This window comes from Candidatus Symbiopectobacterium sp. 'North America' (assembly GCF_015762685.1).
In the GTDB taxonomy this organism is placed as follows: domain Bacteria; phylum Pseudomonadota; class Gammaproteobacteria; order Enterobacterales; family Enterobacteriaceae; genus Symbiopectobacterium.
Genome location: NZ_PEHF01000066.1, coordinates 1 through 22,944 on the forward strand (window position 1 = coordinate 1; position 22,944 = coordinate 22,944).

General features: G+C 54.3%; 26 protein-coding genes and 10 pseudogenes. 29 read left to right on the plus strand and 7 right to left on the minus strand.

Annotation, left to right across the window (positions count from 1 at the left end; genetic code table 11):
- From CS369_RS22600 to CS369_RS14025, 4 genes are all read left to right on the plus strand, one after another.
- A partial coding sequence (locus CS369_RS22600; protein ID WP_210769494.1) for a hypothetical protein occupies positions 1-231 on the plus strand: 231 nt, incomplete at its 5' end.
- 546 nt (positions 232-777) lie between these two features.
- Positions 778-1,506 (plus strand): ORF6N domain-containing protein, encoded by a 729-nt coding sequence (locus tag CS369_RS14015; protein ID WP_196907592.1) that lies wholly within the window; start codon positions 778-780, stop codon positions 1,504-1,506.
- A gap of 69 nt (positions 1,507-1,575) precedes the next feature.
- Complete coding sequence (locus tag CS369_RS14020) at positions 1,576-1,830, plus strand: type II toxin-antitoxin system HicA family toxin (protein WP_196907595.1); 255 nt, start codon at positions 1,576-1,578, stop codon at positions 1,828-1,830.
- A complete protein-coding gene (locus CS369_RS14025) occupies positions 1,827-2,168 on the plus strand; it encodes a type II toxin-antitoxin system HicB family antitoxin (protein WP_196907596.1) in 342 nt (113 codons plus the stop codon). Before CS369_RS14020 ends, CS369_RS14025 begins: the two co-directional genes overlap by 4 nt.
- Before the next feature lie 32 nt (positions 2,169-2,200).
- Here CS369_RS14025 and CS369_RS14030 read toward each other — a convergent pair.
- From CS369_RS14030 to CS369_RS14045, 4 genes and pseudogenes are all read right to left on the minus strand, one after another.
- Positions 2,201-3,220, minus strand: a pseudogene (locus tag CS369_RS14030) (phage portal protein).
- The gene (locus CS369_RS14035; protein WP_196907598.1) at positions 3,217-3,519 is read right to left on the minus strand and encodes a hypothetical protein; all 303 of its coding nucleotides are present in this window, start codon (positions 3,517-3,519) and stop codon (positions 3,217-3,219) included. The pseudogene CS369_RS14030 and the gene CS369_RS14035 overlap by 4 nt, the downstream one beginning before the upstream one ends.
- A gap of 45 nt (positions 3,520-3,564) precedes the next feature.
- Complete coding sequence (locus CS369_RS14040; protein WP_196907600.1) at positions 3,565-3,864, minus strand: terminase large subunit domain-containing protein; 300 nt, start codon at positions 3,862-3,864, stop codon at positions 3,565-3,567.
- Positions 3,865-3,966: 102 nt separating this feature from the next.
- Positions 3,967-5,722: pseudogene (locus CS369_RS14045) on the minus strand (terminase ATPase subunit family protein).
- A gap of 139 nt (positions 5,723-5,861) precedes the next feature.
- On the opposite strand from CS369_RS14045, the gene CS369_RS14050 reads away from it, so the two are divergent.
- From CS369_RS14050 to CS369_RS14060, 3 genes and pseudogenes are all read left to right on the plus strand, one after another.
- Complete coding sequence (locus tag CS369_RS14050) at positions 5,862-6,716, plus strand: GPO family capsid scaffolding protein (RefSeq protein ID WP_196907602.1); 855 nt, start codon at positions 5,862-5,864, stop codon at positions 6,714-6,716.
- Between the two features lie 49 nt (positions 6,717-6,765).
- A pseudogene (locus CS369_RS14055) lies at positions 6,766-7,863 on the plus strand (phage major capsid protein, P2 family).
- A gap of 3 nt (positions 7,864-7,866) precedes the next feature.
- Positions 7,867-8,529 (plus strand): terminase endonuclease subunit, encoded by a 663-nt coding sequence (locus CS369_RS14060; RefSeq protein ID WP_196907604.1) that lies wholly within the window; start codon positions 7,867-7,869, stop codon positions 8,527-8,529.
- A gap of 79 nt (positions 8,530-8,608) precedes the next feature.
- Here the strand turns inward: CS369_RS14060 and CS369_RS23730 are convergent, their stop codons facing one another.
- Positions 8,609-8,800, minus strand: coding sequence for a hypothetical protein (locus CS369_RS23730; protein ID WP_244665028.1), 192 nt, complete (start codon positions 8,798-8,800; stop codon positions 8,609-8,611).
- On the opposite strand from CS369_RS23730, the pseudogene CS369_RS14065 reads away from it, so the two are divergent.
- The 8 genes and pseudogenes from CS369_RS14065 (at position 8,705) to CS369_RS14095 (ending at position 11,710) form a co-directional block, all read left to right on the plus strand.
- Positions 8,705-9,123, plus strand: a pseudogene (locus tag CS369_RS14065) (head completion/stabilization protein). The gene CS369_RS23730 and the pseudogene CS369_RS14065 sit on opposite strands and share 96 nt — an antisense overlap.
- Positions 9,123-9,326 carry a tail protein X gene (locus CS369_RS14070; protein ID WP_196907606.1) on the plus strand — a complete coding sequence of 68 codons (204 nt, stop codon included), beginning with the start codon at positions 9,123-9,125 and terminating at the stop codon, positions 9,324-9,326. Before CS369_RS14065 ends, CS369_RS14070 begins: the two are co-directional and overlap by 1 nt.
- A gap of 3 nt (positions 9,327-9,329) precedes the next feature.
- Complete coding sequence (locus CS369_RS14075) at positions 9,330-9,623, plus strand: phage holin family protein (protein WP_196907608.1); 294 nt, start codon at positions 9,330-9,332, stop codon at positions 9,621-9,623.
- A pseudogene (locus tag CS369_RS14080) lies at positions 9,610-10,097 on the plus strand (glycoside hydrolase family 104 protein). Before CS369_RS14075 ends, CS369_RS14080 begins: the two are co-directional and overlap by 14 nt.
- Positions 10,094-10,543 (plus strand): Rz-like lysis system protein LysB, encoded by a 450-nt coding sequence (gene lysB, locus CS369_RS14085; protein WP_244665007.1) that lies wholly within the window; start codon positions 10,094-10,096, stop codon positions 10,541-10,543. The pseudogene CS369_RS14080 and the gene lysB overlap by 4 nt, the downstream one beginning before the upstream one ends.
- Complete coding sequence (lysC, locus tag CS369_RS23735) at positions 10,428-10,670, plus strand: Rz1-like lysis system protein LysC (RefSeq protein ID WP_244665025.1); 243 nt, start codon at positions 10,428-10,430, stop codon at positions 10,668-10,670. The genes lysB and lysC overlap by 116 nt, the downstream gene beginning before the upstream one ends.
- Positions 10,633-11,088 (plus strand): phage tail protein, encoded by a 456-nt coding sequence (locus CS369_RS14090; protein ID WP_196907610.1) that lies wholly within the window; start codon positions 10,633-10,635, stop codon positions 11,086-11,088. Before lysC ends, CS369_RS14090 begins: the two co-directional genes overlap by 38 nt.
- Complete coding sequence (locus tag CS369_RS14095; RefSeq protein WP_196907611.1) at positions 11,081-11,710, plus strand: phage virion morphogenesis protein; 630 nt, start codon at positions 11,081-11,083, stop codon at positions 11,708-11,710. Before CS369_RS14090 ends, CS369_RS14095 begins: the two co-directional genes overlap by 8 nt.
- Before the next feature lie 34 nt (positions 11,711-11,744).
- Here the strand turns inward: CS369_RS14095 and CS369_RS14100 are convergent, their stop codons facing one another.
- Both CS369_RS14100 and CS369_RS14105 read right to left on the minus strand, forming a co-directional pair.
- Entirely contained in the window at positions 11,745-12,044 is a 300-nt protein-coding gene (locus tag CS369_RS14100) for a helix-turn-helix domain-containing protein (protein WP_196907612.1), read from the minus strand.
- Positions 12,044-12,388, minus strand: coding sequence for a type II toxin-antitoxin system RelE/ParE family toxin (locus CS369_RS14105; RefSeq protein ID WP_196907613.1), 345 nt, complete (start codon positions 12,386-12,388; stop codon positions 12,044-12,046). Before CS369_RS14105 ends, CS369_RS14100 begins: the two co-directional genes overlap by 1 nt.
- 168 nt (positions 12,389-12,556) lie before the next feature.
- On the opposite strand from CS369_RS14105, the gene CS369_RS14110 reads away from it, so the two are divergent.
- The 14 genes and pseudogenes from CS369_RS14110 to CS369_RS23750 all read left to right on the plus strand — a co-directional run.
- Positions 12,557-13,159, plus strand: a complete 603-nt coding sequence (locus tag CS369_RS14110) for a phage baseplate assembly protein V (RefSeq protein WP_196907614.1) — start codon at positions 12,557-12,559, stop codon at positions 13,157-13,159.
- Positions 13,156-13,497: a GPW/gp25 family protein gene (locus CS369_RS14115; protein WP_196907615.1), complete on the plus strand. Its 342-nt coding sequence runs from the start codon at positions 13,156-13,158 to the stop codon at positions 13,495-13,497. The genes CS369_RS14110 and CS369_RS14115 overlap by 4 nt, the downstream gene beginning before the upstream one ends.
- A gap of 4 nt (positions 13,498-13,501) precedes the next feature.
- A pseudogene (locus CS369_RS14120) lies at positions 13,502-14,416 on the plus strand (baseplate assembly protein).
- Positions 14,409-15,020, plus strand: a complete 612-nt coding sequence (locus CS369_RS14125) for a phage tail protein I (RefSeq protein ID WP_196907616.1) — start codon at positions 14,409-14,411, stop codon at positions 15,018-15,020. The pseudogene CS369_RS14120 and the gene CS369_RS14125 overlap by 8 nt, the downstream one beginning before the upstream one ends.
- Positions 15,017-15,634: pseudogene (locus CS369_RS14130) on the plus strand (phage tail protein); the annotation flags it as partial. The gene CS369_RS14125 and the pseudogene CS369_RS14130, both read left to right, overlap by 4 nt.
- A 346-nt stretch (positions 15,635-15,980) precedes the next feature.
- Positions 15,981-16,637, plus strand: a complete 657-nt coding sequence (locus CS369_RS14135; protein WP_196907617.1) for a hypothetical protein — start codon at positions 15,981-15,983, stop codon at positions 16,635-16,637.
- 45 nt (positions 16,638-16,682) lie between these two features.
- The gene (locus CS369_RS14140) at positions 16,683-17,153 is read left to right on the plus strand and encodes a phage tail protein (protein ID WP_244665009.1); all 471 of its coding nucleotides are present in this window, start codon (positions 16,683-16,685) and stop codon (positions 17,151-17,153) included.
- On the plus strand, positions 17,153-17,782 hold the full coding sequence (locus CS369_RS14145) for a tail fiber assembly protein (protein WP_196907618.1): 630 nt from the start codon (positions 17,153-17,155) through the stop codon (positions 17,780-17,782). Before CS369_RS14140 ends, CS369_RS14145 begins: the two co-directional genes overlap by 1 nt.
- A 163-nt stretch (positions 17,783-17,945) precedes the next feature.
- Positions 17,946-19,137: pseudogene (locus CS369_RS14150) on the plus strand (phage tail sheath protein).
- Positions 19,116-19,637: a phage major tail tube protein gene (locus CS369_RS14155; protein WP_196907619.1), complete on the plus strand. Its 522-nt coding sequence runs from the start codon at positions 19,116-19,118 to the stop codon at positions 19,635-19,637. The pseudogene CS369_RS14150 and the gene CS369_RS14155 overlap by 22 nt, the downstream one beginning before the upstream one ends.
- 59 nt (positions 19,638-19,696) lie before the next feature.
- Positions 19,697-19,933 (plus strand): annotated as a pseudogene (locus tag CS369_RS14160) (phage tail assembly protein); the annotation flags it as partial.
- A 63-nt stretch (positions 19,934-19,996) separates the two neighbouring features.
- Entirely contained in the window at positions 19,997-20,116 is a 120-nt protein-coding gene (locus tag CS369_RS25250) for a GpE family phage tail protein (protein WP_196907620.1), read from the plus strand.
- Positions 20,109-20,939 (plus strand): hypothetical protein, encoded by an 831-nt coding sequence (locus CS369_RS23745; RefSeq protein ID WP_244665010.1) that lies wholly within the window; start codon positions 20,109-20,111, stop codon positions 20,937-20,939. Before CS369_RS25250 ends, CS369_RS23745 begins: the two co-directional genes overlap by 8 nt.
- Positions 20,940-20,965: 26 nt before the next feature.
- A pseudogene (locus tag CS369_RS23750) lies at positions 20,966-22,935 on the plus strand (phage tail tape measure protein); the annotation flags it as partial.
- Between the last annotated feature and the right edge of the window lie 9 nt (positions 22,936-22,944).

A 22,944-nucleotide genomic window follows, 5' to 3' on the forward strand; every position in this document is an offset into this window, starting at 1 on the left:
CTGAGGCTGAGCTGGAATGCTGTCGATAACATTATGCAACGGGCGGTTAAGCGTGGACTGGCCCGTCTAGCTAACGAAAGCTGTTGCAGAGAACGAGATCGCGAGATAGCTCTTGGACTCATTGAGGATTTAGCTAACGGCACGATAGAAACCAGAGAGCACCCAGTGATTAGTGACAGGTCGGCGTTGCTGGAATATTTAAAAAAACGATTAGAGAATGCCACCTTTTAGCGTTGCATGCATAACCCACATGATTTTGCATGACGATCTACAGTCAATTTTCCCCCGCTAGTGCCACGGCTGGCGCGGATCGCGCCGGATCGTGCGAGTGCATGAAAAGCGACACACAAAGCGGGCAGGCGTGGCGGGGATAGCATTGCGCGCGAGGGCGTTTAGGCGTGATTCATCCCGCGCCGCTGCGCCCCGCTGTGAGGTGTTCCGCTTGATATCATGCGTGGGGGGCTGGCTTTTCACTGGTGCGCATAGAACGCGATTGGTGAGGGTTTATGTTGACTCTCGAACACCCATTCTCTATGGTTCGCTCCACGAGGCCTAGAAACCTCTTTTCACGCGGTCAGAACCAACCCCGTTAGTGTTGGATTTTTTATGCCTGTCATTCAGTGAACGCACTGCGCGGTCACACCCCGATCAATGTCGGGAGGGCGACGAATACAACACCCGCAAGGGGAATAAGTCCGCGGTTTCGTGAAGCCGTTTCTAGCCTCCCGACACCACCTATTGGTGGTTTTCCCTAGAAAGAAATATCACGAGGTCATTATGACTACCCAACTATCCGTAGAAAGCCTTTCCGTTGTCACTCACAACAATATTCCTGTCGTTACTTCAGAGCTACTGGCGCAACTTTACGGTACGGAAACTGTTCGCATCCGACAAAACCACAAACGAAATAGTGATCGTTTTGTTGAAGGAAAACACTTCTTCAATCTGAAAGGTACTGATTTAAAAGACTTTAAGAACAGAGTATCTCAAAGATACTCTGTTGAAAGTAACAAAGTCACTAATAGTGACTTTGTTAAAAATAACGGACTGACTGATAGTCAGTTAGTCAACAGCATGTCTTTAAGACCTTCAGTGAAAGTTTCCCGTAACACTCGTAGCCTCATCCTCTGGACGGAACGCGGCGCAGCGCCTCACGCTAAGATGCTGGAAACCGATCAAGCGTGGGATGTGTTTGAGACGCTGGAAGAATGCTACTTCAACCCACAAACAAAAGCCGTTCAGCATAAACCGGAAAAGCCTGTTCACCCTTGCGAACTGGAATTTTATATTCCTGAAACCACGCTCACCTTCAACCATCGGCAAATCACGCAACTAAATGCGTTATTTCACTCTGTAGATTACCTGACGACAGATTTTTGGCCGCATATCCAGAAGCTGTTCCCCATGCTGGATCGTGAATATGGCTCTGCGGTCGATACCGTGAGTCTGTTGATGCGGCTATTGAAAGAAAAACGTGAAGAGTGTGACTTGTTGTCACAACGATAATCACTTACGACACCAAAAAATGACACTATAGAAATTGAAATGGTGTCATTTTGTGATACTATAAACGCCATGAACAAACGACACCTGAAAACGCTGTCAGATGTGTTTTCTCGCCCGGTTAGCGGTTCGATAAAGTGGAGTGATATAGAGTCACTACTGATAGCGCTGGGGGCAGAAGTACACGAAAGGGAAGGTTCGAGAATTGCGGTACTGTTGAAAGGTGAGAAAAGAATCTTTCATCGGCCACACCCGAGACCAACCACTGACAAGGGGGCGGTTAACTCCATCCGGATATGGTTAGACAGTTTAGGGGTAAGACCATGATTAATACATTGCAAATCGACGGCCACACGGCCGTCATCGCGTTTGACTCGGAAATTGAAATGTTTCGAGGGGAATTTGTCGGGCTGAATGGCGGCGCGGATTTCTATGCCTACAGCGTGGAGGAACTGAAAAAAGAAGGGGCAACATCACTTGCCATATTTCTTGATGAGTGCCGACATGATGGTATTGAACCGTATAAATCCTATAGCGGCAAAGTGACTACCCGCCTAACGCCGGAACGCCATGCTGCCTTAGCTGTAACCGCGCAGGCTAACGGGGTGTCAATTAACGAATTGTTAAATGAAGGCGTCGACCTCGTTATTGAGCGGCATTCATAATAACAAGGCCACTATATAGGTGGCCTTGTTCATTATTCCTCTTGTAATTTATAGGGTTTGAAGTTGATCACCTCAATGCCGACCCACTCATTCACCTCTTTGATTCGTTCCTGTAATGGCGTCAGTTCATTCCTGACAAACACCTGACTCGCTTTCTCCACATCCCCAAACCCTCCCGTATTGCTGGGGATAATCCCCATCATCTACGGCGGCACGCGGTGCGCACTGAGCAGATCGTCGCGGCTGGCATTATTGATGTTAAAGAAATCGTCTTTCGTCGCCACCTCGCTGAGCGGCACGATCTTGATACCGTCCGGCTTGCCGTTGGGGGCGTAGAAAAACAGGTTCTTAAAATTCCCCAGCCCTTTCGTATTGCTCATCGCGGCGCGTAACTTGTCTACGTCAGTGCCGCTTTGCGCCGCATCGGTCACATACATGATGTAACCCGCGTGCGCACCGTTCTGGTAATACTTGCGCCGGAACAGCGTCGCCGATTCGTTCAGCCATGCCGAGTTTAACGAGCTGATATATTCCGGCAGGCCTTACATTTCCTGATTGATATCCGGTTCAAGCAGATGAAACACGCTGCCCGGTTCAAAGCGGTGCGGCTCCTTGAATGACTGCACGAACCAGTAAACATCATCTTCTACCCCGCGTCGGGTGTATTTGGCCGGGCTGGAATCCAGCCGTAAGATGCCGCCTGTCCTGTTCAACCGCTTTTCCAGAAAAGCGTTACCAAATACCAGATAATCCAGCACAAAGCGGCTAAAATCCTGCTGACTTAACAGCGGGTGCGGGATAAAGGTACTCACCAGAATGTTACGTTTCACGTAGATCGGTGAGCTGTGGTGTACTGCGGCACGCAGGCTTTTCGCCAGACCGCTAAAGCTGATCGGCGGCTCAATCCATTTGCCGTTATGGATACACTCGGCGTAATCCAGAATGTCGCGGCGGTCTAGCACGGCGGACGGCTCACCGAAGGTGAATGCCTCCATCGACTGCGCCGGGCTGGCTTGCGCTGTTTTGGACTGGCGAAACTTACGTTTTTTCACGCGACTGACTCCTTATTGTTGATGGCCTGCGACCAGTCGCAACCAAAAAACACCTTGTATTCTTCCGGGGTAAATTCCCGTTTGATGGTATCGAGATCGTGAAGGTGACAGCCCTGCGCGATGGCCTGTTCCAGCGTCAGCGACTGACGCCAGACACCATCCGAGCCAAACGAACTGCCCTGCATAAAAAGTGCTGGCTGCGGATTCATACGCCGCTGAAAATCACCGCTCCATACCTGAAAAGCGAGGTAGTTATCAGAGGGAGATCCGTAAAGCGTCCGGCGATGTTGTTTATGCATCGACATTGACTTAGCGATCAAAAACGCCGTGCGCCGGTTTTTAAATCACTGAAATTCATCAACATACACATTGCCTGAATAACCTGCGCAGTAATTTTCTTTCCCTAAAAATGAAACCTGCGCATCGTGCAACAGCACATGCCCGGCGTCGTTGATTGACAGGTTAACCCCCACTTGCCACGCGGCCGCTTGCATGTGAGCGCGGGCCACTTGCGCCAGTTCTGGTGTCGGTGCATAGAAAATCTGATTGCGCCCGGTGGTCAGTGCATCCAGCAGCGCTTCCCGCGCAAAAAATGCTGTCGCACCAATCTGGCGCGCCTTGGTGATGGTGCGGTTAGTTAACATTCAGTTTCCCCACGCGCTGCCATACCGCCTGATACGGGAACGTGAAGCGCGCTATCATCGCGTGCAGGTCGTCTATCTGGTCGGGGGTAAATCGGGTTCTTTTCATTCGTTAATGTCCAAAATGCTGACAGGGACATGACCGTTAATCGCGGTCAGGGGTTCGTTTAACAGCGCGTGCATGGTGGCCCATGCCACATCGGCGTGACTGATTTCCTCGCTGCGACTCGCTTCATAGGTGGTGCGGTTACCGCTGGCCGTCATGGTTTTGCAGATCGCCATAAAAGACTGCGTAATGTCGGTGTGGCTGGTGTCGTACTCCAGCCGCCCGCTGGTGATGGTATCTTTGGCTTTCATCATCATGGCGGTTTTGATTTCCGGTGAATACTTGATTTCACGCGCCGCCGGGAAAAATCCCCGTACCAGTTGGTAAACACCCTGACCGATGCCCGTTGCGTCAATGCCGATGTATTCGACGATGTATTTTTCCGTCAGCAGCTTGATGGCGTCGGCCTGCGCGGCAAAATCCATGCCTTTCCACTGGAAGCGCTCAAGAATGCGGAACTTACCGCCCGGAGCCAGTACAACACAGCCCGCACTGTCGCCTGTGTGTGACGGGTCGTAGCCAATCCAGACAGGTTTATAGGCAAACGGGTGCAGCGCGTAAGGGTTAAAGTCTTCCCACTCTTCCAGCGCATCAACCATGCAGCGCTGCAACTCCTCAAACGGGAACACCGAGGCTTTATCATCAACAAACTCACACATCAGCAGGTTCTGATATTCTGCCGGGCTGTATTCTAGCGAGAGCTGGTCAAGGTCGAACAGGTTACAACCCCCGGCCAACGCATCTTCTACCGTGACAATCTGCCGCCACTGACCATCCCCGCACAGCGCACCGCCGGACAGGTTCGCGTGACTTAAATCCAGATGGATGTGATCGGCCTTGTTGCCGCGTCCCTCGTTGAACAACTCACCCGACCAGAACGGATAGGCGCTGTGGGCCAGACTGGGCGGCGTGGAAAAATAGGTTGAGCGCCATTTCTTGTGCAACGACATGCCGCTGGCAACCTTGCGCAGTTCCTGAAACTTGGGTATCCAGAAATATTCATCCAGATACAGATTCCCGGTGTAGCTCTGCGCGGTGCGGATATTGGTGCCGAGAAAGAACAGGCGAGCACCGTTGGGCAGCACCATCGGATCGCCTTTCAGGTCAACGTCAACCAGTCGGGCAAAATCGATGATGTAGTTTTTAAACACATGCGCCTGTGCCTTGCTGGCTGACAGGAAAATCTGATTGCGCCCGGTGGTCAGTGCATCAATCAGCGCCTCGCGTGCAAAGTAGAAGGTTGCCCCAATCTGGCGCGATTTCAGGATATTGCGGATACGGTGTTGTAGCACGGCCTGATGCCAGCCACGCTGATAATCAAAAATCTCACTGAGAAAAATGTCGTTCAGCTTCAAAATGGCGGCGTCGCTGAACAGGTTCTTTTCTGGTGCCTTGCGTTCGCCCTTGTTGCGGTTGCGCACGTTGGGATTGAGATCGGCCTCATTGCCCGTCTGGCTGTAGCGGTTCACCCGCGCCAACCGCTCAATCTGACGGCCTAACAGGTCAATCTCTTTGTAGTCATGCCTCCTTTTTCGTCTTCATGATGAGTTGAATCAACCGCGCTTCCAGATTGGCTTCAACACGCGATACCGGGGCGATAGCGTCCCAGCCGTCGCGCTGTTTCCAGCTCTGCACGGTCGGCGTTTTCTGGTTCAGCATTTCCCCAATCTGACGCACTGAAAAGCCCTGCCAATAGAGCAAAGCCGCCTGTCGCCGTGGGTCGCTGATGATGGTGGTATCGATGGCTGTATTCATGACGGCAAGGCTACGTCAGCGCCACCCTATCCCGCCTTAAGTACCTGTTGTGCCAGCGGTTAGCAAACCGTGATTGATGGTGCGCCGAAGGTACACGCCGGATACTCGCCCCGACTTCCCGCAAACAACGGATGAGAAAATGGCAAAGAAAGTTTCGAAGTGGTTCCACGTCGGTGTTGAAGGTGACACCTGCGACGGTCGCGTGATTGACGCCAACGATATTCAAAACATGGCGGATACGTTTGATCCGCGTGTCTACGGTTGCCACATCAACCTTGAGCACCTCAAAGTCTTGCTGCCTGACAGCCCGTTCCGCCGCTATGGCGATGTGGTTGAGCTGAAAGCGGAGGCGATTGATGATGATTCTGTGCTCAACGGCAAGCTGGCTCTGTTCGCCAAAATCACCCTGACCGATGAACTGGTGGCGATGAATAAAGCCAGCCAGAAAATCTATACCTCTATGGAGATCCAGCCCTATTTTGCCAATACCGGCAAAGCCTATCTGGTCGGTCTGGCGTTCACTGATGACCCGGCCAGCCTCGGCACGGAAATGCTGGAATTCAGCGCCAAAGCCAAACACAACCCACTGGCAACCCGCAAAGCCTCCCCGGAAAACCTCTTTTTCGTCACCACCGAAGTAACGCTGGAATTTGAAGACCTTCCGGACGTCGAGCCAACCCTGTTAACCCGCGTGAAAGCCCTGTTTGGCCGCAAGCAGTCCAGCGATGACGCCCGTTTTAATGATGTGCATGAGGCTGTTACTGCGGTTGGTGAGCATGTGCAGAGCGGCTTTGATGATGTCTATAAGCGCATTTCAAAGATTGAAGTTGACCTTGCGGTTTACAAACAGGATGCATCACGCCAGACCGAGCAGGCAAAACAGGAAATCACCGACCTCAAAGCCACGCTTGACGGCACCGAAAGCCTGACCCAGACGCGCCGCCCGGCGGCGACAAGTGGCGACGGTAAAGCCTCGTTGCTGACCAACTGCTAACCGGGGCACAGCCCCGCGATACCCTTTTTCAGAAACAACAGGAAAAACCATGCGTAAAAAAACCCGTTTTAAATACAACGCCTACCTGACCCAGCTTGCCGCGCTCAATGGCGTTTAGGTGGAAACGCTGAGTAAAAAATTCAGCGTGGAACCGTCGGTCACGCAGTCGCTGATGGAAGTGGTGCAGGAGTCCAGCGACTTTCTGACCCGTATCAATATTGTTCCGGTGGTAGAGCTGACCGGGGAAAAGGTCGGCCTCGGTGTGTCCGGGTCGATCGCCAGCACCACGGATACCTCCGGCGGTGATGAGAGCGAAACTGCTGATTTGCTGAGTCTGGAAGCCCGGCAGTACAAGTGCGAACAGATGAACTTTGATTTTCATATCCGCTACAACACCCTCGACCTGTGGGCGCGTTTTCAGGATTTCCAGTTGCGCTTGCGTAACGCTATCGCCAAACGTCAGTCGCTGGATTACATCATTGCCGGATGGCACGGCGTGAAACGTGCGGCAACCTCTGACCGCGCTAAAAATCCGCTGTTGCAGGATGTTGCGGTGGGCTGGTTGCAGAAATACCGTAACGAATCCCCTAAGCGTGTGATGGATAAATCTACCGCACTAGATGGCACGGCGCTTGATGACAAAGTGCGTGTCGGGCTGGGGGCTGCGTCGGCTTACGTAAGCTTTGATGCATTGGTGATGGATGCAACTAACACCCTGATCGACGAGTGGCATCAGGAAGACCCCGATCTCGTGGTGATTTGTGGCCGTCAGTTGCTGGCTGACAAATATTTCCCGCTGGTCAACCAACAACAGCCCAACAGCGAAACGCTGGCCGCTGATATCATCATCAGCCAGAAGCGCATCGGCAACTTGCCAGCGGTGCGCGTGCCATATTTTCCGGCCAATGCGTTTATGATCACCCGCCTGGATAATCTGTCGATTTACTACATGGACGACAGCCACCGCCGCCACCTTGAAGAGAACGCCAAGCGTGACCGCATCGAAAATTACGAATCCATTAAACAGGATTACGTGGTGGAGGATTACGGCTGCGGCAGTGTGATCGAAAACATTGAAATGTGCGATTTCCGAACTGATAAGGAACGGAAAAAAGACGCACAAGCAAAAGCGGAGGCTGAAGCCTAATTCATGTTAAGCCCCGCCCAGCGTCACATGATGCGGGTGTCGGCTGCTGAGGTGTCGCGGCGGGAAAATGATCCGCTGCGACAGGCCAACGGGTACGAGCAAATGCTGTTCCGGCTTGCGGCTGATAAACGCACGTTAAAACAGGTGCGCTCAATGGAGCGTAAGGCCGAAATGAAACGCGGAATGGTAGATGCTTATGCGCCGTGGGTCGCGGGTGTACTTGCCAACGGGCGCGGCGCACAGGATGCGGTACTGATGACCGTCATGGTGTGGAAGCTCGACGCCGGAGACGTCCCCGGCGCGCTGGAGATTGCCCGCTATGCGCTGGCGCACAAGCTGGCGATGCCGGAGGGCTACACCCGCCCAACTCCGTACCTATTAGCCGAAGAGGTGGCCGACGCCGCGACCCGAGCCCATACCGCCGGGCAGGCGGTCAATATTGACCTGCTGATCGACACGCTGACGCTGACCGATGCGGAAGACATGCCCGATCAGGTGCGCGCCAAACTGCACAAAATCATCGGTCTGGTGCTGCGTGACAGCGGCAAGCCCGAGCAAGCCCTGTTTCACCTGAAACGCGCCTTTCAGCTTGATAGCCGAAGCGGCGTTAAAAAAGACATAGAGCGGCTGGAAACTGTGTTGCGCAAAGCAGCGGCCAGCCGTTAACCCAACGTGCCCCGCTCCGGGCGGCACACAGGCCGGAACGGTTTCTTGTTTTCTGTGCCTGTGCCCACCGCCCACCTATTCAGAGGTTGTCATGACGACAATGATTTTCCCCGCGAAAGCGGAGCCACACCCGGATGCGGTGGTTATTCCGGTGCCAGTGGAACAGGAAGCCGTGATCAAAAATACCTTTTTTTGGCCGGATGTGGAGCCCGGAGCCCTGCGCAAATTGATGCGACTGGAAAACACCGTTACGCCGGAACACCTGCGCCATGCGGCATTAACCGCGATTTCAGAAGTGAATGCCGAGTTGTTCGAGTACCGGAAAACGCAATGGGGGCCGGATTTACCACGCTGGCCGAGGTTCCCGCCGAACAACTCGACGGCCAGAGCGAGAAACATCATCACTATCTGCGCGCGGTCAGCGCCATTACCACGGCGACGCTTTACGAGCGTTACCGGGGCTATGACGCCAGCGCCAAAGGTGATCGCAAAGCGGATGCGCTCGACGGCACGATTGATGAGCTGTGGCGTGATGCGCGCTGGTCAATCTGTCAGTTACAGGATAAGCCCCGCTGCATCATCAGGCATATCTGATGAAGGTTATCGCACAGCAGGGCGACACGCTGGACGCCCTTTGCTATCGCCACTACGGGCGCACTCAGGGTGCGGTTGAAGCGGTGTTATCCGTTAACCCGGGGCTGGCCGAATACGGGGCCATTCTGCCCCACGGCACAGCCGTGACACTGCCCGATATCGCTACCGTGCCGGTGCGTGAATCCGTTCAGTTATGGGAGTGAATCGTGAACGAACCCGATAAAAGCGTTTTGTCTTTGTTTTTGATTGGTGCGCTGATCGTCGTCGGCAAAGTGCTGGCAGGCGGCGAGCCCGTCACGCTACACCTGTTTATTGGCCGTACCTTGTTAGGCGGCTTTGTCTCGATGGTGGCGGGGGTGGCACTGGTGCAGTTTCCTAACCTGTCGCCCGTCGCCATTAATGGTATCGGTGCTGCGCTCGGCATTGCGGGCTATCAGGCTATTGAGTTGCTGATTAAAAACCTGTTGGATAAGCGGAGGAAAGAGCATGGCGAACAGTAAAAATCTGACCGCCTTTCTGGACATGCTGGTTTTTCAGAGGGAACGGCGACGCACCCGCTGACGCGCAATAGAGGCTATGACGTGATTGTCACCGGGCTGGATGGAAAGCCGAAGATTTTCACCGACTACCGCGATCACCCGTTTGCGGTGGGTCGTCCGGCCAAGGTGTTTAACCGTCAGGGCGAAAAGTCCACCGCGTCCGGGCGCTATCAGCAGCTCTATCGGTTCTGGCCGCACTATCAGAAACAGATGGCACTGCCAGATTTTAGCCCCACGTCACAGGACAAACTGGCAGCGCAACTGATTAGCGAGCACCGGGCACTGGCGGACATTGAGCGCGGCGATATCGAACGGGCAATATCGAAATGCCGCACTATCTGGGCCTCGCTGCCGGGAGCGGGTTACGGTCAGCGTGAGCACCGTCTTGATACGCTGATTCAGGTGTACCAGCAGGCAGGGGGAACGCTGGCATGATGAGTAAACCCATGATGCAGTTTCTCGCCATCATGGCCGTATGGCTATTGTCAGTGCTGATTATTACTAAATGGCAACTGTCCCGCGCAGAGAACACGCTAAGCCAGCAAGGGATCGCCCTGAGTCAGCAAAAAAACACACTGCTGGCGCAGTCCGCTGCCTTTGGTCGGTTGCAGGACAACGCCCGGAGCAATGAACAGACGCAGGCTGAACTGCGCATCAAACTTTCAAAGGCCGGGCAACTGGTCGCTTCCCGCGATAACACCATCACGAGGCTACTCAATGAAAATGCCGATCTGCGTCGTTGGTATGGCACTGCTTTGCCTGACGATATTAAGCGACTGCACCGCCGCCCCGCCTTTGAGGGCCCCGACGCTTATTTACGTTGGCTGTCCGAAAGTAACCAGTTGCCCGATACCGGGCAGCAGCCCGCAAACCAACGGTGATTTAAGCGCCGATAATCGTCAACTGGAAGGTGCACTGGTGAGCTGTGCGCTACAGGTTGAAACCATCAAACACTGTCAGGAGAAACACGATGCTGAAACCCAGCAGCCTGCGCCGCGCTCTGAGTGATGCCGTGCCGGTACTGAAAAACAACCCCGACATGCTGCATATCTTTATCGACAGCGGCGCGGTGGCGTCAACCCTTGCCCTGTCGCTGTCATTTGAAAACCAGTACACGCTAAATCTGGTTATCACGAATTTTACCGATGATATCGACTGGTTACTGGTGCCGATCAACGCATGGTTGCGGGAGAATCAGCCGGATATTGCCAATGACCCTAAAGGTTTTACCTATCTTGCTGATATTAATGATAACGGTAGCTGTGATATCAGTATCAGCCTGAAACTGACCGAACGAGTGATCGTTAAAGAAGTTGATAGGGCATTGCATGTGACCCATGCACCAGAGCCACCCTTGCCGATCCCTGTCGAGCGCCCGGTGTCACTGTATATCAATGACCAGTTAGTGAGCACATGGCATGAATGAGCTGAAACCGTTTGACGATGAACTGGCGGGATTGCTGGCTAAAATGTCTCCCGCCAGTCGCAAGGCGTTAGCAAGAGATATTGCTAACGATTTACGAAAAACCAACCAAGCCCGTATCCGTAAGCAAAAAAGCCCAGACGGTATGGCATTTACCCAGCGTAAGGCGCAGGTCATCACCGTTCAGCGGGGAATGAAAATCCTGTGGAATGATGAAGTGCGCAGCCTGAAAAACTGGCGTAAACGTAAAGCCCGATTCGGAACATTATTTACCGGATATGATACAGACAGAAAAGCCATCCGCTCATTTTACATCAGTGATATTCAGCGCTTTATTGAGGTGAAAAAAGAGCGGGTAAATACCCGTTCAGGTAAGGCAAAAGCCCTGATATTTCAGCAGCTTGTGAAGAATAAATACATGCTGGCAGTAGCATCGCCCAACGATGCAACGATAACATTTGCTAATAAAGCGCGACGGGTTGCCGAGATCCATCATTACGGACAAACAGATAAACAGCGCGGACATAATAAAGAAATTCAGTATCCTGAGCGTCAGCTTTTGGGTATAACGCGCTCAGATAAAGAACGGGTAAGTGATTTAGTGATTCAGCACCTGAGTAAATAAATAATGCCCCGTAGATTGGGGGCATACTTATGTTTTAGATATGGAATACCCGCCCGCCGCCGTCCGGTAGTTCAACCGTCAGGCTCAACTTGCCACCCATCGCTTCAATGTAGCGTTTCAACGTTGCCAGTTTGACATCGTTACCGCGCTGTTCTATCTGAGTGATCGCGGGCTGTTTAATCCCCATCGCGTCGGCAACGGTTTTTTGTGAAAGCTGGAGTTCTTCCCTCAACATCTGTAGGCCAGTTTCCAGAATCATTTCATCGGCCATTTCTTTAATGCGGGCCTGACTTGCTGGTGATTGCGCCGCAATAAATTCTTTAAGCGTTTTCATTAGTGATTCCTTTTTGCCAGATTCTCGGTAAATTCATCATCCGCGATACGGATCATGGTGTCGTAAAACCGCTTATCATTGCTTTTGTCCCAGGCGCACAACACGATAGCCTGACGCTCGGGATCGAAGGCAAAGAAAGCACGAATAGGGTGCCCGGCATGTTGCACGCGTAACTCTTTCATATTGCGATAACGTGAGCCTTTCACGCTGTCAGCATAGGGGCGGGGAAGCTGTGGGCCATAAAATTCAAGGCGCATCAGGTCAGCCGCCATTTTTTCCTGTAGAGAACATTCCTGTTCTTCTAACCATGCGGTAAATCGTTCCGTCAAAACTACCGTCCACATTCTTACCACTCCGTAATAAGCTATGGCTTATATAATATAAGCTGCGGCTTATTTGTCAATATGCAGGTTGCTTGTTGTCTGGCAGACCAGCAAGCCGCATTACATTGCCGCGATTTGTCCCCGGCGGCATCCTTTCCCCTATGAAAACACAAGCCACCCTTAGCGAAATTGCGCAATCTGATTCGTGTTGGCGTCGTGACGCACGTTAACACCAAAGACGCCCTTTCCCGGGTGCAAACCGGAAACATGACAACCGACTGGTTGAACTGGCTGACTCGCCGCGCCGGGCGTTCACGTGACTGGTGGGCACCGTCTATCGGTGAGCAGGTGTTAATCCTGTCTATCGGCGGCGAACTGGATACCGCCTTTGTGCTGCCCAGCATCTATTCCGATGACAACCCCGCGCCGTCGGCCTCTGCCGATGCGCTGCATATCAGTTTTCCCGACGGTGCAGTGATCGAGTACGAAACTGAAAACGGTGCGCTTACCGTCAGCGGCATCAAAACCGCCGACGTCACCGCCTACGAATCCATTACCGCGACTGTGCGGTTGGTACTGGTCAAAGCCGATATCCGCATCACGCTGGATACGCCGGAAGTGGTCTGTACCAACAAGCTGACGACGGGCACGCTGGAAGTGCAAAAAGGCGGGACGATGCACGGCACCATTGAGCATAGCGGCGGCGCGTTCACCTCCAACGGTGTGCAAATTGATGATCACGATCACGGTGCAGTACTGCGTGGCGGAAGCTGGACGGAGGGGACACGATGAGCAGTTACATCGGCATGGACCGTAACAGCGGCCAGACTCTCGGCGACCTTGAGCACATTCGCCAAAGCGTGCGCGACATTCTGATCACGCCGATAGGCTCGCGTGTGATTCGCCGTGATTACGGTTCTCTGCTGTCTGCCGTTATCGACCAGCCGCAAAGCCCTGCGGTGAAATTGCAGGTGATGGCCGCGTGTTACATGGCGCTGCTGCGCTGGGAACCACGTATCACGCTGACGGGCATCACGCTTGAATCGACCTATGACGGCAAGCTGGCCGTCGATATTGCGGGCGCGCTGACCGATGGCCCCGCCTTTTCTCTTTCTGTTCCTGTGAGCTGACACGATGGCAACGATTGATTTAAGCCAGCTTCCCGCCCCTGCCGTGGTGGAAGAACTGGACTACGAGACGATTTACAACGAGCGCAAAGCGGTGCTGCTGTCGCTCTACCCGGAAGACCAGCGCGCCGCGGTGGCCCACACCCTGATGCTGGAGTTGGAGCCGCTGGTCAAACTGCTACAGGAAAGCACCTATCGTGAGCTGTTGTGGTATCAGCGCGTCAATGAAGCGGCACGCGCCGGAATGGTGGCCTTTGCGCTAGGGAGTGACCTCGACCAGCTCGGTGCTAATTTTAATGTTACCCGTCTGGTCATTACCCCGGCTGATGACTCGACCTTGCCGCCGACGCCTGCCCTGCTGGAATCCGACAGCGATTTTCGTCTGCGCATCCAGCAGGCGTTTGAGGGATTGAGTGTTGCCGGGTCGGTCGGTGCCTACCAGTATCACGGACGCAGCGCCGACGGGCGCGTCGCGGATGTGTCGGTGGTAAGCCCCAGCCCGGCCAGAGTCACGGTGTCGGTACTGTCACGCGAGGGGGACGGCAGCGTCAGTGCCGAACTGGTCGCCATCGTCGCCGCTGCACTGAACGATGAAGACGTGCGCCCGGTGGCTGATCGGGTGACGGTGCAGTCTGCCAACATTGTGGAGTATAAGATTGACGCCACGCTGTATCTGTATCTGTATCCGGGCCCGGAAGCGGAACCTGTACGCGCTGCCGCCGAGCAGAAGCTGAAAAACTATATCAGCGCGCAGCACTGATTGGGGCGGGATATTCGTCGCTCAGCCATTTACGCTGCACTGCACGTCGAGGGCGTGCAACGGGTTGAGCTGACGAAACCCGCCGCCGATATCGTGCTGAATGAGGCACAGGCGTCTTACTGTTCCCGCTATCAGTTGGGTGTGGGCGGTGCCGATGAGTGATAACCGTCTGTTGCCTGTTGGCTCGTCCGTGCTTGAGGTTGCCGCCGCCACCGCCTGCGCCGAAATTACCCGCGTACCGGTTCCCCTGCGTCAGTTGTGGAGCCCGGATACCTGCCCGGTTCACCTGTTGCCCTATCTGGCGTGGGCGTTTTCCGTTGACCGCTGGGATGAAGCATGGCCGGAGAGCGTGAAACGGCAGGTTATTCGTGATGCGTTCTTTATCCATCGCCACAAAGGCACCATTGGCGCGCTGCGTCTTGTGGTAGAGCCGTTTGGCTATCTGATTCGCATTATTGAATGGTGGCAGAGCGGCGGCGTGCCCGGCACGTTTCGGCTTGATATCGGTGTGCAGTACAGCGGCATTACCGAGGAAACCTTTTACGAGCTTGAAAGGCTGATTGCTGACGCGAAACCTGCAAGCCGTCACCTGCTGGGCCTCAATATCACGTTGGACACACAAGGCGCGGCGTATGTGTCCGCTACTGTCTACGGTGGCGATGACCTGACGGTGTACCCCTATTTTCCCGAAACCCTCACCTTGTCCGGTCAGGATGTTATCGGGGACAGTATTCATTTAATTGACAACATGAGTGTAACCGCATGAGCGCAACCTATTTTGCCCTGTTGACCACCATTGGCGCGGCCAAGTTAGCTAATGCCACCGCGTTAGGTAGCCGTCTGAACATCACCAGAATGGCGGTGGGGGATGGCGACGGCACATTGCCCACACCTAACCCGGCACAAACTAAACTCGTGAATGAAAAACGCCGGGCGGCGCTCAATAACCTGATTATTGATCCGAAGAACCCCAGCCAGATTATTGCTGAGCAGGTTATTCCTGAAAACGAGGGCGGTTGGTGGATACGTGAAATCGGTCTGTTTGATGATGACGGCAACCTGATTGCGGTTGCAAACTGCCCGGAGACTTACAAGCCGCAGTTGCAGGAGGGCAGCGGCCGCATTCAAACCGTGCGCATGATTTTGATTGTCAGCAGTACCGATGCAGTCACGCTGAAAATCGATCCGGCGGTGGTGTTGGCAACGCGCGGTTATGTAGATGAAGCGATTGAGGTGCACGAAAAAAGCCGGAAACACCCTGATGGCACACTGAAAGAAAAAGGTCTGGTGCAACTGAGCAATGCGCTCGACAGCGATAGCGAGACGCTGGCCGCTACGCCCAAAGCGGTAAAAGCCGCCAACGATAACGTCAATGGGCGAGTACCTTCCGGGCGCAAGGTCAACGGTAAGGCGCTGACGGCGGATATCACGCTGGTCGCGGGGGATGTTGATGCATACACCAAAGACGAAACTAATACGGCATTAGGTGCAAAACTAGATACCTCCAGGGTACAAAAGTCACCAGATGACACAACTACCGGTGCACTGGTTATCAGCGGTGGTCATGGTCTGGGAGCTAACGCCCGACCTCGTGCTGCTGGCGCTACCGGGGGGGGCTGCCGGGTGTAATTTTTTTAGTTATACGGCCAGTCATGCAGACAACCCTTTTGGCTCCACTGGTGCGTCTGGAATTCATGTACAGGAAGCCGCAACATATGGCTAGGATTTGCTGGGGCGCGATGGCGGCGGCGTTGATTTTAGAGTGCACCAAATTGCTAATGGTGTTGCGAGTGAGTGGGCAAGGCTGTGGACAAGTGCAAATCTTAATCCAGTGAAAGATGCCCCGAAACAAATAAGCCTTGAGGGCGAAGCTGCGTTGCATACATGGGCATTAGACGCTGCGAATACGTCAGGAACATTCAGAAATGACGCAATAACTACGGCAACCAGCCGCTTTGGTTCTGGCTGGTTCTCTAAGGTTGCAGGCACATATTCAGTTTTTACAGTAGGGCCAACACCCGCAACAAGTGTCGTCAGGCTTCAGGCGGGGGACGGGCAGGGATATATAAATCATATTTTTTGGACGGATAAAAACCTCACAAACCCGGCAACGCTTGATACGGCTCAGACAGTAACAGCTATCAAAACGCACACCGCAGCCGTGGTAACAACAAACACAGTTGCATTCCGTGGAACGTTGACAAATGGCCAAGTACGCAACTTAGCGCATATTAACTCAGAAAATATAGTGCATCTTGGGGATGGTGCAGTGCCTACTACTATTCATGGTAACGCAATGCCCTTAATACAAATTGGCGCTGGTGCATCCTACCCAATTCTAGCCAGCGGCTTTAACGCCGTATCCGACGCAAACGGCTTATGAAAAACACCTGATAGCCCCACATTAACACCCGCCTCAATAGGCGCATTGTCGGTCGATGAATTTGCGGGTATTCCGTTGCCGTTCCCCGGAACCGTTGCACCTGCGGGGTTTCTGAAATGCAACGGACAGGCTTTTAACAAAACGACTTATCCCATTCTCGCCGCGCGTTACCCAACCGGCTATTTACCAGACCTGCGCGGTGAGTTTATTCGTGGCCTTGATGACGGGCGCGGGGTTGATAGTGGGCGTGTGTTGTTGTCTGAACAGGGCGATGCCATCAGGAACATTACGGGAACAATTTCGTTCTCTGATGATGATTCGTCAACCTACGCCAAAGCCATTGGTAGCGGCGTGTTTAGCGTTCAGTCTGAGACTAAGCCGTCGTTTCAGGGGGGCGGTGGAAATCCTTCGACGATCCCTGCTGTTCTGAAATTTGATGCATCAACTGTCGTCCCAACAGCGGCTGATAACCGTCCGCGCAACATCGCCTTTAACTACATTGTGAGAGCAGCATAATGAGCAACTATTCCACTGATATTGAAACCGCCAAATTAGGCGAAAACGGCCTCAGTAAAAATGCAGGCTGGATAACTGTCTATCATGTGCACCCGGTGACGCGCGAATACCAAAGCGCCAGCATGGAATATCTCATGCTAGGAGTAGGACTACCCGCACACAGTTACCCCGATGAACCCGAGTTACCCCCCGTCGGACAGGCGTTATTGCGCACGCCTGACGGTTCAGGCTGGGAGCATGTGCCGGACTATCGCGGCAAAACGGCCTACAACACCGAGACGCGCGAAGCCTCGCTTATCATCACTATCGGTGAATGGATGGAAGGATTTACGCTACTTGAACCGGCAACCGAATTTGATGTGTGGGACGGGGAAAAATGGGTGACAGACACGCAAGTCCAGCAAGCGGCAGAATTACAAGCTGCGCAACAGGCGGCACAACAGGAGTTAACCTCACGTCTTACCGTGGCGAATGCCCGTATTCAAACGCTGAGTGATGCGGTTGATCTGGATATGGCGACGGAAGAAGAGAAAGCCGCACTAACAGAGTGGAAAACCTATCGGGTGATGTTAAATCGTATTGATGTCAGTGTAACCTCGGATATTGGCTGGCCGAAAGTACCGGAATAGCCGCCTTTTTGAAACGAATACCCCACCGATACGGTGGGTTTTTTCTTCCCTTCTCTGTTGTGTCAGTTCCCAACATACCAGCATGACTCGCCTGTTACGGGGTGGCACCAGACAATAACGGCTCCCAACGCGGCAATGTTGCCATTTGCTGGAGCCTGAATTTATGAGTGATTACCATCACGGTGTGCAGGTTGTTGAGGTCAACGACGGCACGCGCTTTATTTCCACTGTATCCACCGAGATTATCGGTATGGTGCGCACCGCACCGGATGCCGACGCAGCAACCTTTCCACTTGATACCCTGGTGCTGATCGCCAATGTTCTGACCGCTGCCGGTAAGGCTGGAAAAAAGGCACGCTGGCCGCTGCCCTGTCGGCGATTGCTGACCAGTCCAAACCCGTTACGGTCGTGGTGCGTGTGGCCGAGGGGAAAGATGAAGCCGAAACCCTCAGCAATGTGATCGACGGCAGCGATGAGAACGGCAAATACAGGGGATGAAAGCCCTGTTAGATGCGCAGGCGGTGACGGGCGTGAAGCCGCGCATTCTCGGTGCGCCGAGGCTGGACTCGTTGCCCGCCGCCACCGCGTTAGCGTCTGTCTGTCAGTCTTTGCGTGCATTCGGTTACGTCAGCACGTGGGGTTGCAAAACCCTGTCTGACGCCATCAACTACCGCGACAATTTCAGCCAGCGTGAACTGATGGTTATCTGGCCGGACTTTATCGCATGGGATAACGCAGCGAACGCCAGCGCCACGGCTTACGCCATCGCCCGTGCATTAGGACTGCGCGCCAAGATTGACCAAGAGACAGGCTGGCATAAAACCCTGTCAAACGTCGGCGTCAACGGCGTGACGGGGATCAGCGCCTCGGTATTCTGGGATTTACAAACACCCGGCACTGATGCGGATTTACTCAATGAAGCGGGCGTCACCACGCTGGTACGCAAAGACGGTTTCCGCTTTTGGGGCAACCGCACTTGCTCTGACGATCCGCTGTTTCTGTTCGAAAACTACACCCGTACCGCGCAGGTGATTGCCGACACCATGGCGGAGGCGCACATGTGGGCCAACGACAAGCCGCTGACCGCGACACTTATCCGCGACATTATCGACGGTATCAAGGCCAAGTTCCGCGAACTGAAAAGCAATGGTTACATCATTGATGCCGATTGCTGGTATGACGACAGCGCCAACGATAAAGATACCCTCAAGGCCGGGAAACTGTATATCGATTATGATTATACGCCCGTGCCCCCTCTGGAAAATCTCACCCTGCGCCAGCGCATCACCGATAAATATCTGGTGAACCTGTCCGCGTCGGTTACCACAACGCTATGGCACTGCCTCGCAAACTGAAATTTATGAACCTGTTCAACGACGGGATGAGCTACATGGGGATCGCCACCGCCGTCACACTGCTGAAGCTCACGCGCAAGCTGGAGAACTATCGCGGCGGCGGCATGAACGGTGCCGCGTCGATTGATTTTGGGCTGGATGATGATGCGTTAGCCATGGAATTTACGCTGGGTGGTCTGGCTAACGAAACTCTGTGGAGCCAGTACGCCGCGCCGGGTGCCGATGCGGTCATGCTGCGTTTTACCGGGTCTTACCAACGTGATGACACCGGGGAAATCATTGCGGTCGAAGTGGTGGTGCGCGGGCGTCACAAAGAAATCGACGGCGGCGAGAGTAAGCAGGGGGAAGACACCGAAACCAAGATTTCTACGCAATGCTCTTATTACAAGCTGACCGTGGACGGCAAAGAGATGATCGAAATTGACACCATCAGCATGATTGAGCGTGTCAATGGCGTTGACCGTCTGGAACAACACCTCCGGGCTATCGGTCTGGTGTAACCCTGTGCGGCCAGTACCGTACTGGCCGTTTTTCTTCACCCTGAATACAGAGAATTATCATGAACCAACACGATAACGTTGTAACGCTGGAAACCCCGATTAAACGTGGTGACACCCTGATCGAAACCGTCACACTGATTAAACCCAACACCGGAACCCTACGCGGCGTGAGTCTGGTCGCAGTGGCAAACTCAGACGTTGACGACATGATTAAAGTGCTGCCGCGTATGACGGTTCCGGCACTGACCGAACCTGAAATTACCCGTATGGAGTTGCCGGATATGATTGCAATCGCGCGGTTTTTTGACGCCGAAATCACCGCAGGCGACCTCCCCCGAAGCCTGACCGTTGATGAGCTGATGGCGGATATCGCAGTGATTTTCCACTGGCTGCCCTCAGAGCTTTATACAATGAGTCTCACCGAGTTGATTCTATGGCGCGACAAGGCGCTGAAACGCAGCGGACATGCCAATGAGTAATAATCTACAGCTCAGTGTTTTGCTCAAGGCCGTGGATAATGCCACCCGACCGTTTAAGGCGGTGCAAACCGCCAGTAAAAAACTGTCGGGTGATATCCGTGATTCACAGGGCCAGCTCAAAACCCTGAACGCGCAGGCCGGGCGCATTGAGGGATTTCGCAAAGCCAAAAGCCAGTTAAGCGAAACCGGGGCGGCACTCAAACAGGCGCAAGCCAAAGCCGCTGCCCTGTTGGCGGAACTGCGCAACAGCGAAAACCCCACCAAGCAGCAGGCGCAGGCGCTGGAGCGTGCCCAGCGTCAAGCAGAAGCATTGAAAACAAAGTACGATGTGCTGCGCCAGTCACTACAACGTCAGGATAGTGAACTGAAAAAAGCAGGTATCAGTGCGCTCGACCTGTCGGGAGCAGAACGTAAATTACGCAATGACATTACACAAACCAAAACGGCGCTTGACCAGCAACACGCAGCCCTTTTCCGCGTAAGCCAGCAACAGGAAAAACTGAACGCGATCAGCAAACGTTACGAGAAGGGCAAAGAAATCACTGCCGGGGTACGCAATTCCGGTGCCGCCGCATTTGCTGCTGGATCGGCGGCGCTGTATGCCGAAAGCCGCCTGATTGTCCCCGCCGTTGAGGCCAACGGGCAAGGCGCACGCATCGCGGCACAGACGGGCGGAAATAGCGCCGACGGTGAACAGTACACTCGTGTTATCAAAGAGATTAACGCCGCTGGCGTCAGTGGCGATCTCAATCAGATAGCCGAAGCGGTGGCCGCAGTGCGCAGCAGATTGAGGGCGCTGGGAATGTGGGCGAAACCGAGCTGACCCGTATATCGCGTAAGGCGCTGGACATGCAGGCGGCACTCGGTGGCGACGCTGCCGAGAGTATCCAGATAGCGGCCATCATGATGAAAAATGGCCTCTCCAAAAACAGCGACGAGGCGTTTGATTTGATGGTATCCGGGATGCAGCGCGTATCGGCACAGATGCGCGGTGAATTGCCGGAGATCCTGCACGAGTATTCGACCCACTTCCGCAATATGGGATTCAGTGGCTCGGAGGCGATGACGCTTCTGGTGGAGATGGCGCAGCAAGGAAAATTTGCGCTGGACAAGACAGGCGACGCGGTAAAAGAGTTCAGCATTCGTGGCTCGGATATGTCTAAGTCAAGTATTGAAGCCTATGACGCCGCCGGACTCAATGCCGCCAAAATGTCTACCGCCATTGCCAACGGTGGCGATAAAGCGCGTGCCGCCATGCAGAAAACCGCACAGGGTCTGCTGAAAATCAAAGATCCGGTAGAGCGGGCCAACCCGGCGATTGCCCTGTTTGGTACGCCGATTGAAGACCTGTCGATTGACCAGATACCCAAATTCCTGTCGGCGCTGGCCGGAACCAAAGACAAGCTGGGCGATGTGTCCGGGGCGGCTGACCGCATGGGCGATACCCTGCGCGATAACCTGCAAGGGGATATCGAGCGGTTGCAAGGCGCGATGGCTGGCCTGCGCTTTAACCTGTTCAATGACGATGGCGGCGCATTGCGCAAGCTCACGCAAAGTGCGACGGCATGGCTAAACCGGGTCAATGAATGGGTGACGGCTAACCCGGAGCTGACACGTCAGATGGTGATGGTCGCCGGGGCGGCAACCGCGTTAATCACGGTGCTCGGTGGGATCGGGCTGGTTGCATGGCCCGTATTAAGCGGGGTTAATGCGCTGGTTGCCGGGGCGGGATTGCTGAGCGTGGGGTTCGGCAACGTCAGTGACAATGGATTACCCAAGTTATCAACGGGATTAAACCGGATCGGCAATCTCATCATGTGGCTGGCAAAGTCGCCACTGATGGTGCTACGCGCGGGCATGTCAGCGTTAACGTCCGTATTCGGCGTGGTCAGCAACCCGCTGGCCGCAATCCGGGGCGCCATGTCGGGTTTTGCCCGTGTGCTGATGTGGCTGGTGACTTCACCGCTTGCCCTGCTGCGCACCGGGATTATGTTTATTGGTAGTGCGTTAGGCGTTCTGTTGTCTCCCGTTGGGCTGGCCGTCGCGGCGATTGTTGGCGGCGCGTTGCTTATCTGGAAATACTGGGAGCCTATCAAGGCATTTATCGGCGGTGTGGTTGAGGGTTTTGTTGCCGCCAGTGCGCCGATTATTGCCGCCTTTGCGCCGCTGCAACCCGCCTTTACATGGATAGGCGACACGGTAAAAGCGCTGTTTGGCTGGTTCGGCGATCTGCTGGCCCCGGTTAAATCGACTGCTGCCGAGCTGGACGGTGCGGCCAGCGTGGGGAAACGCTTTGGTGAGACGCTGGCTAACGGGCTAAATGCCGTCATGCATCCGCTGGATTCGCTGAGATCCGGGGTGTCGTGGCTACTGGAAAAGCTGGGGCTGGTTGATGAGAAATCGAAAAACCTGCCGGGCGCGGATAAGCTCATACCGCCGCAACAGGCCGCTGCCTTAAACGCAGGCGTTATCAACGCGCCCGCACCGCAGGGCAGGGCAATGAGGCAAACGCGATTGCCGCCCGATACGGCGGTGAGCGTGATAACGGCGGACGCATCCCGCTGGGGAAATTAGCCGTGGTCGGTGAGCATGGCCCGGAGATCGTGACCGGGCCTGTCAACGTGACCAGCCGCCGGGAAACAGCAGCAATGGCATCTGCTGCCATGAATATGTCGGCCTATCGTCCGATAGCCGCCACCACGCAGGTCAGCGCCGCACCGTCTACGGTCAGCATTCATGCGCCTATCAGCATTGTTGCGCAGCCCGGCCAGAGTGCGCAGGACATTGCACAGGAAGTGGCGCGCCAGCTTGGGCAGCGGCACCATTTA

Coding starts and splice junctions, on each gene's coding strand:
- CS369_RS23745 (WP_244665010.1), top strand. CDS start 20,109: ATGAGTAATAATCTACAGCTCAGTGTTTTGCTCAAGGCCGTGGATAAT.
- CS369_RS14090 (WP_196907610.1), top strand. CDS start 10,633: ATGCTGAAACCCAGCAGCCTGCGCCGCGCTCTGAGTGATGCCGTGCCG.
- CS369_RS14100 (WP_196907612.1), bottom strand. CDS start 12,044: ATGAAAACGCTTAAAGAATTTATTGCGGCGCAATCACCAGCAAGTCAG.
- CS369_RS14060 (WP_196907604.1), top strand. CDS start 7,867: ATGTTAAGCCCCGCCCAGCGTCACATGATGCGGGTGTCGGCTGCTGAG.
- CS369_RS14105 (WP_196907613.1), bottom strand. CDS start 12,388: ATGTGGACGGTAGTTTTGACGGAACGATTTACCGCATGGTTAGAAGAA.
- lysB (WP_244665007.1), top strand. CDS start 10,094: ATGATGAGTAAACCCATGATGCAGTTTCTCGCCATCATGGCCGTATGG.
- CS369_RS14145 (WP_196907618.1), top strand. CDS start 17,153: ATGAGCAACTATTCCACTGATATTGAAACCGCCAAATTAGGCGAAAAC.
- CS369_RS14125 (WP_196907616.1), top strand. CDS start 14,409: ATGAGTGATAACCGTCTGTTGCCTGTTGGCTCGTCCGTGCTTGAGGTT.
- CS369_RS14115 (WP_196907615.1), top strand. CDS start 13,156: ATGAGCAGTTACATCGGCATGGACCGTAACAGCGGCCAGACTCTCGGC.
- CS369_RS14020 (WP_196907595.1), top strand. CDS start 1,576: ATGAACAAACGACACCTGAAAACGCTGTCAGATGTGTTTTCTCGCCCG.
- CS369_RS14040 (WP_196907600.1), bottom strand. CDS start 3,864: ATGTTAACTAACCGCACCATCACCAAGGCGCGCCAGATTGGTGCGACA.
- CS369_RS14155 (WP_196907619.1), top strand. CDS start 19,116: ATGGCACTGCCTCGCAAACTGAAATTTATGAACCTGTTCAACGACGGG.
- CS369_RS14070 (WP_196907606.1), top strand. CDS start 9,123: ATGAAGGTTATCGCACAGCAGGGCGACACGCTGGACGCCCTTTGCTAT.
- CS369_RS23730 (WP_244665028.1), bottom strand. CDS start 8,800: ATGGCGCAGGTGTTCCGGCGTAACGGTGTTTTCCAGTCGCATCAATTT.
- CS369_RS14015 (WP_196907592.1), top strand. CDS start 778: ATGACTACCCAACTATCCGTAGAAAGCCTTTCCGTTGTCACTCACAAC.
- CS369_RS25250 (WP_196907620.1), top strand. CDS start 19,997: ATGGCGGATATCGCAGTGATTTTCCACTGGCTGCCCTCAGAGCTTTAT.
- CS369_RS14050 (WP_196907602.1), top strand. CDS start 5,862: ATGGCAAAGAAAGTTTCGAAGTGGTTCCACGTCGGTGTTGAAGGTGAC.
- CS369_RS14025 (WP_196907596.1), top strand. CDS start 1,827: ATGATTAATACATTGCAAATCGACGGCCACACGGCCGTCATCGCGTTT.
- CS369_RS14095 (WP_196907611.1), top strand. CDS start 11,081: ATGAATGAGCTGAAACCGTTTGACGATGAACTGGCGGGATTGCTGGCT.
- CS369_RS14035 (WP_196907598.1), bottom strand. CDS start 3,519: ATGCATAAACAACATCGCCGGACGCTTTACGGATCTCCCTCTGATAAC.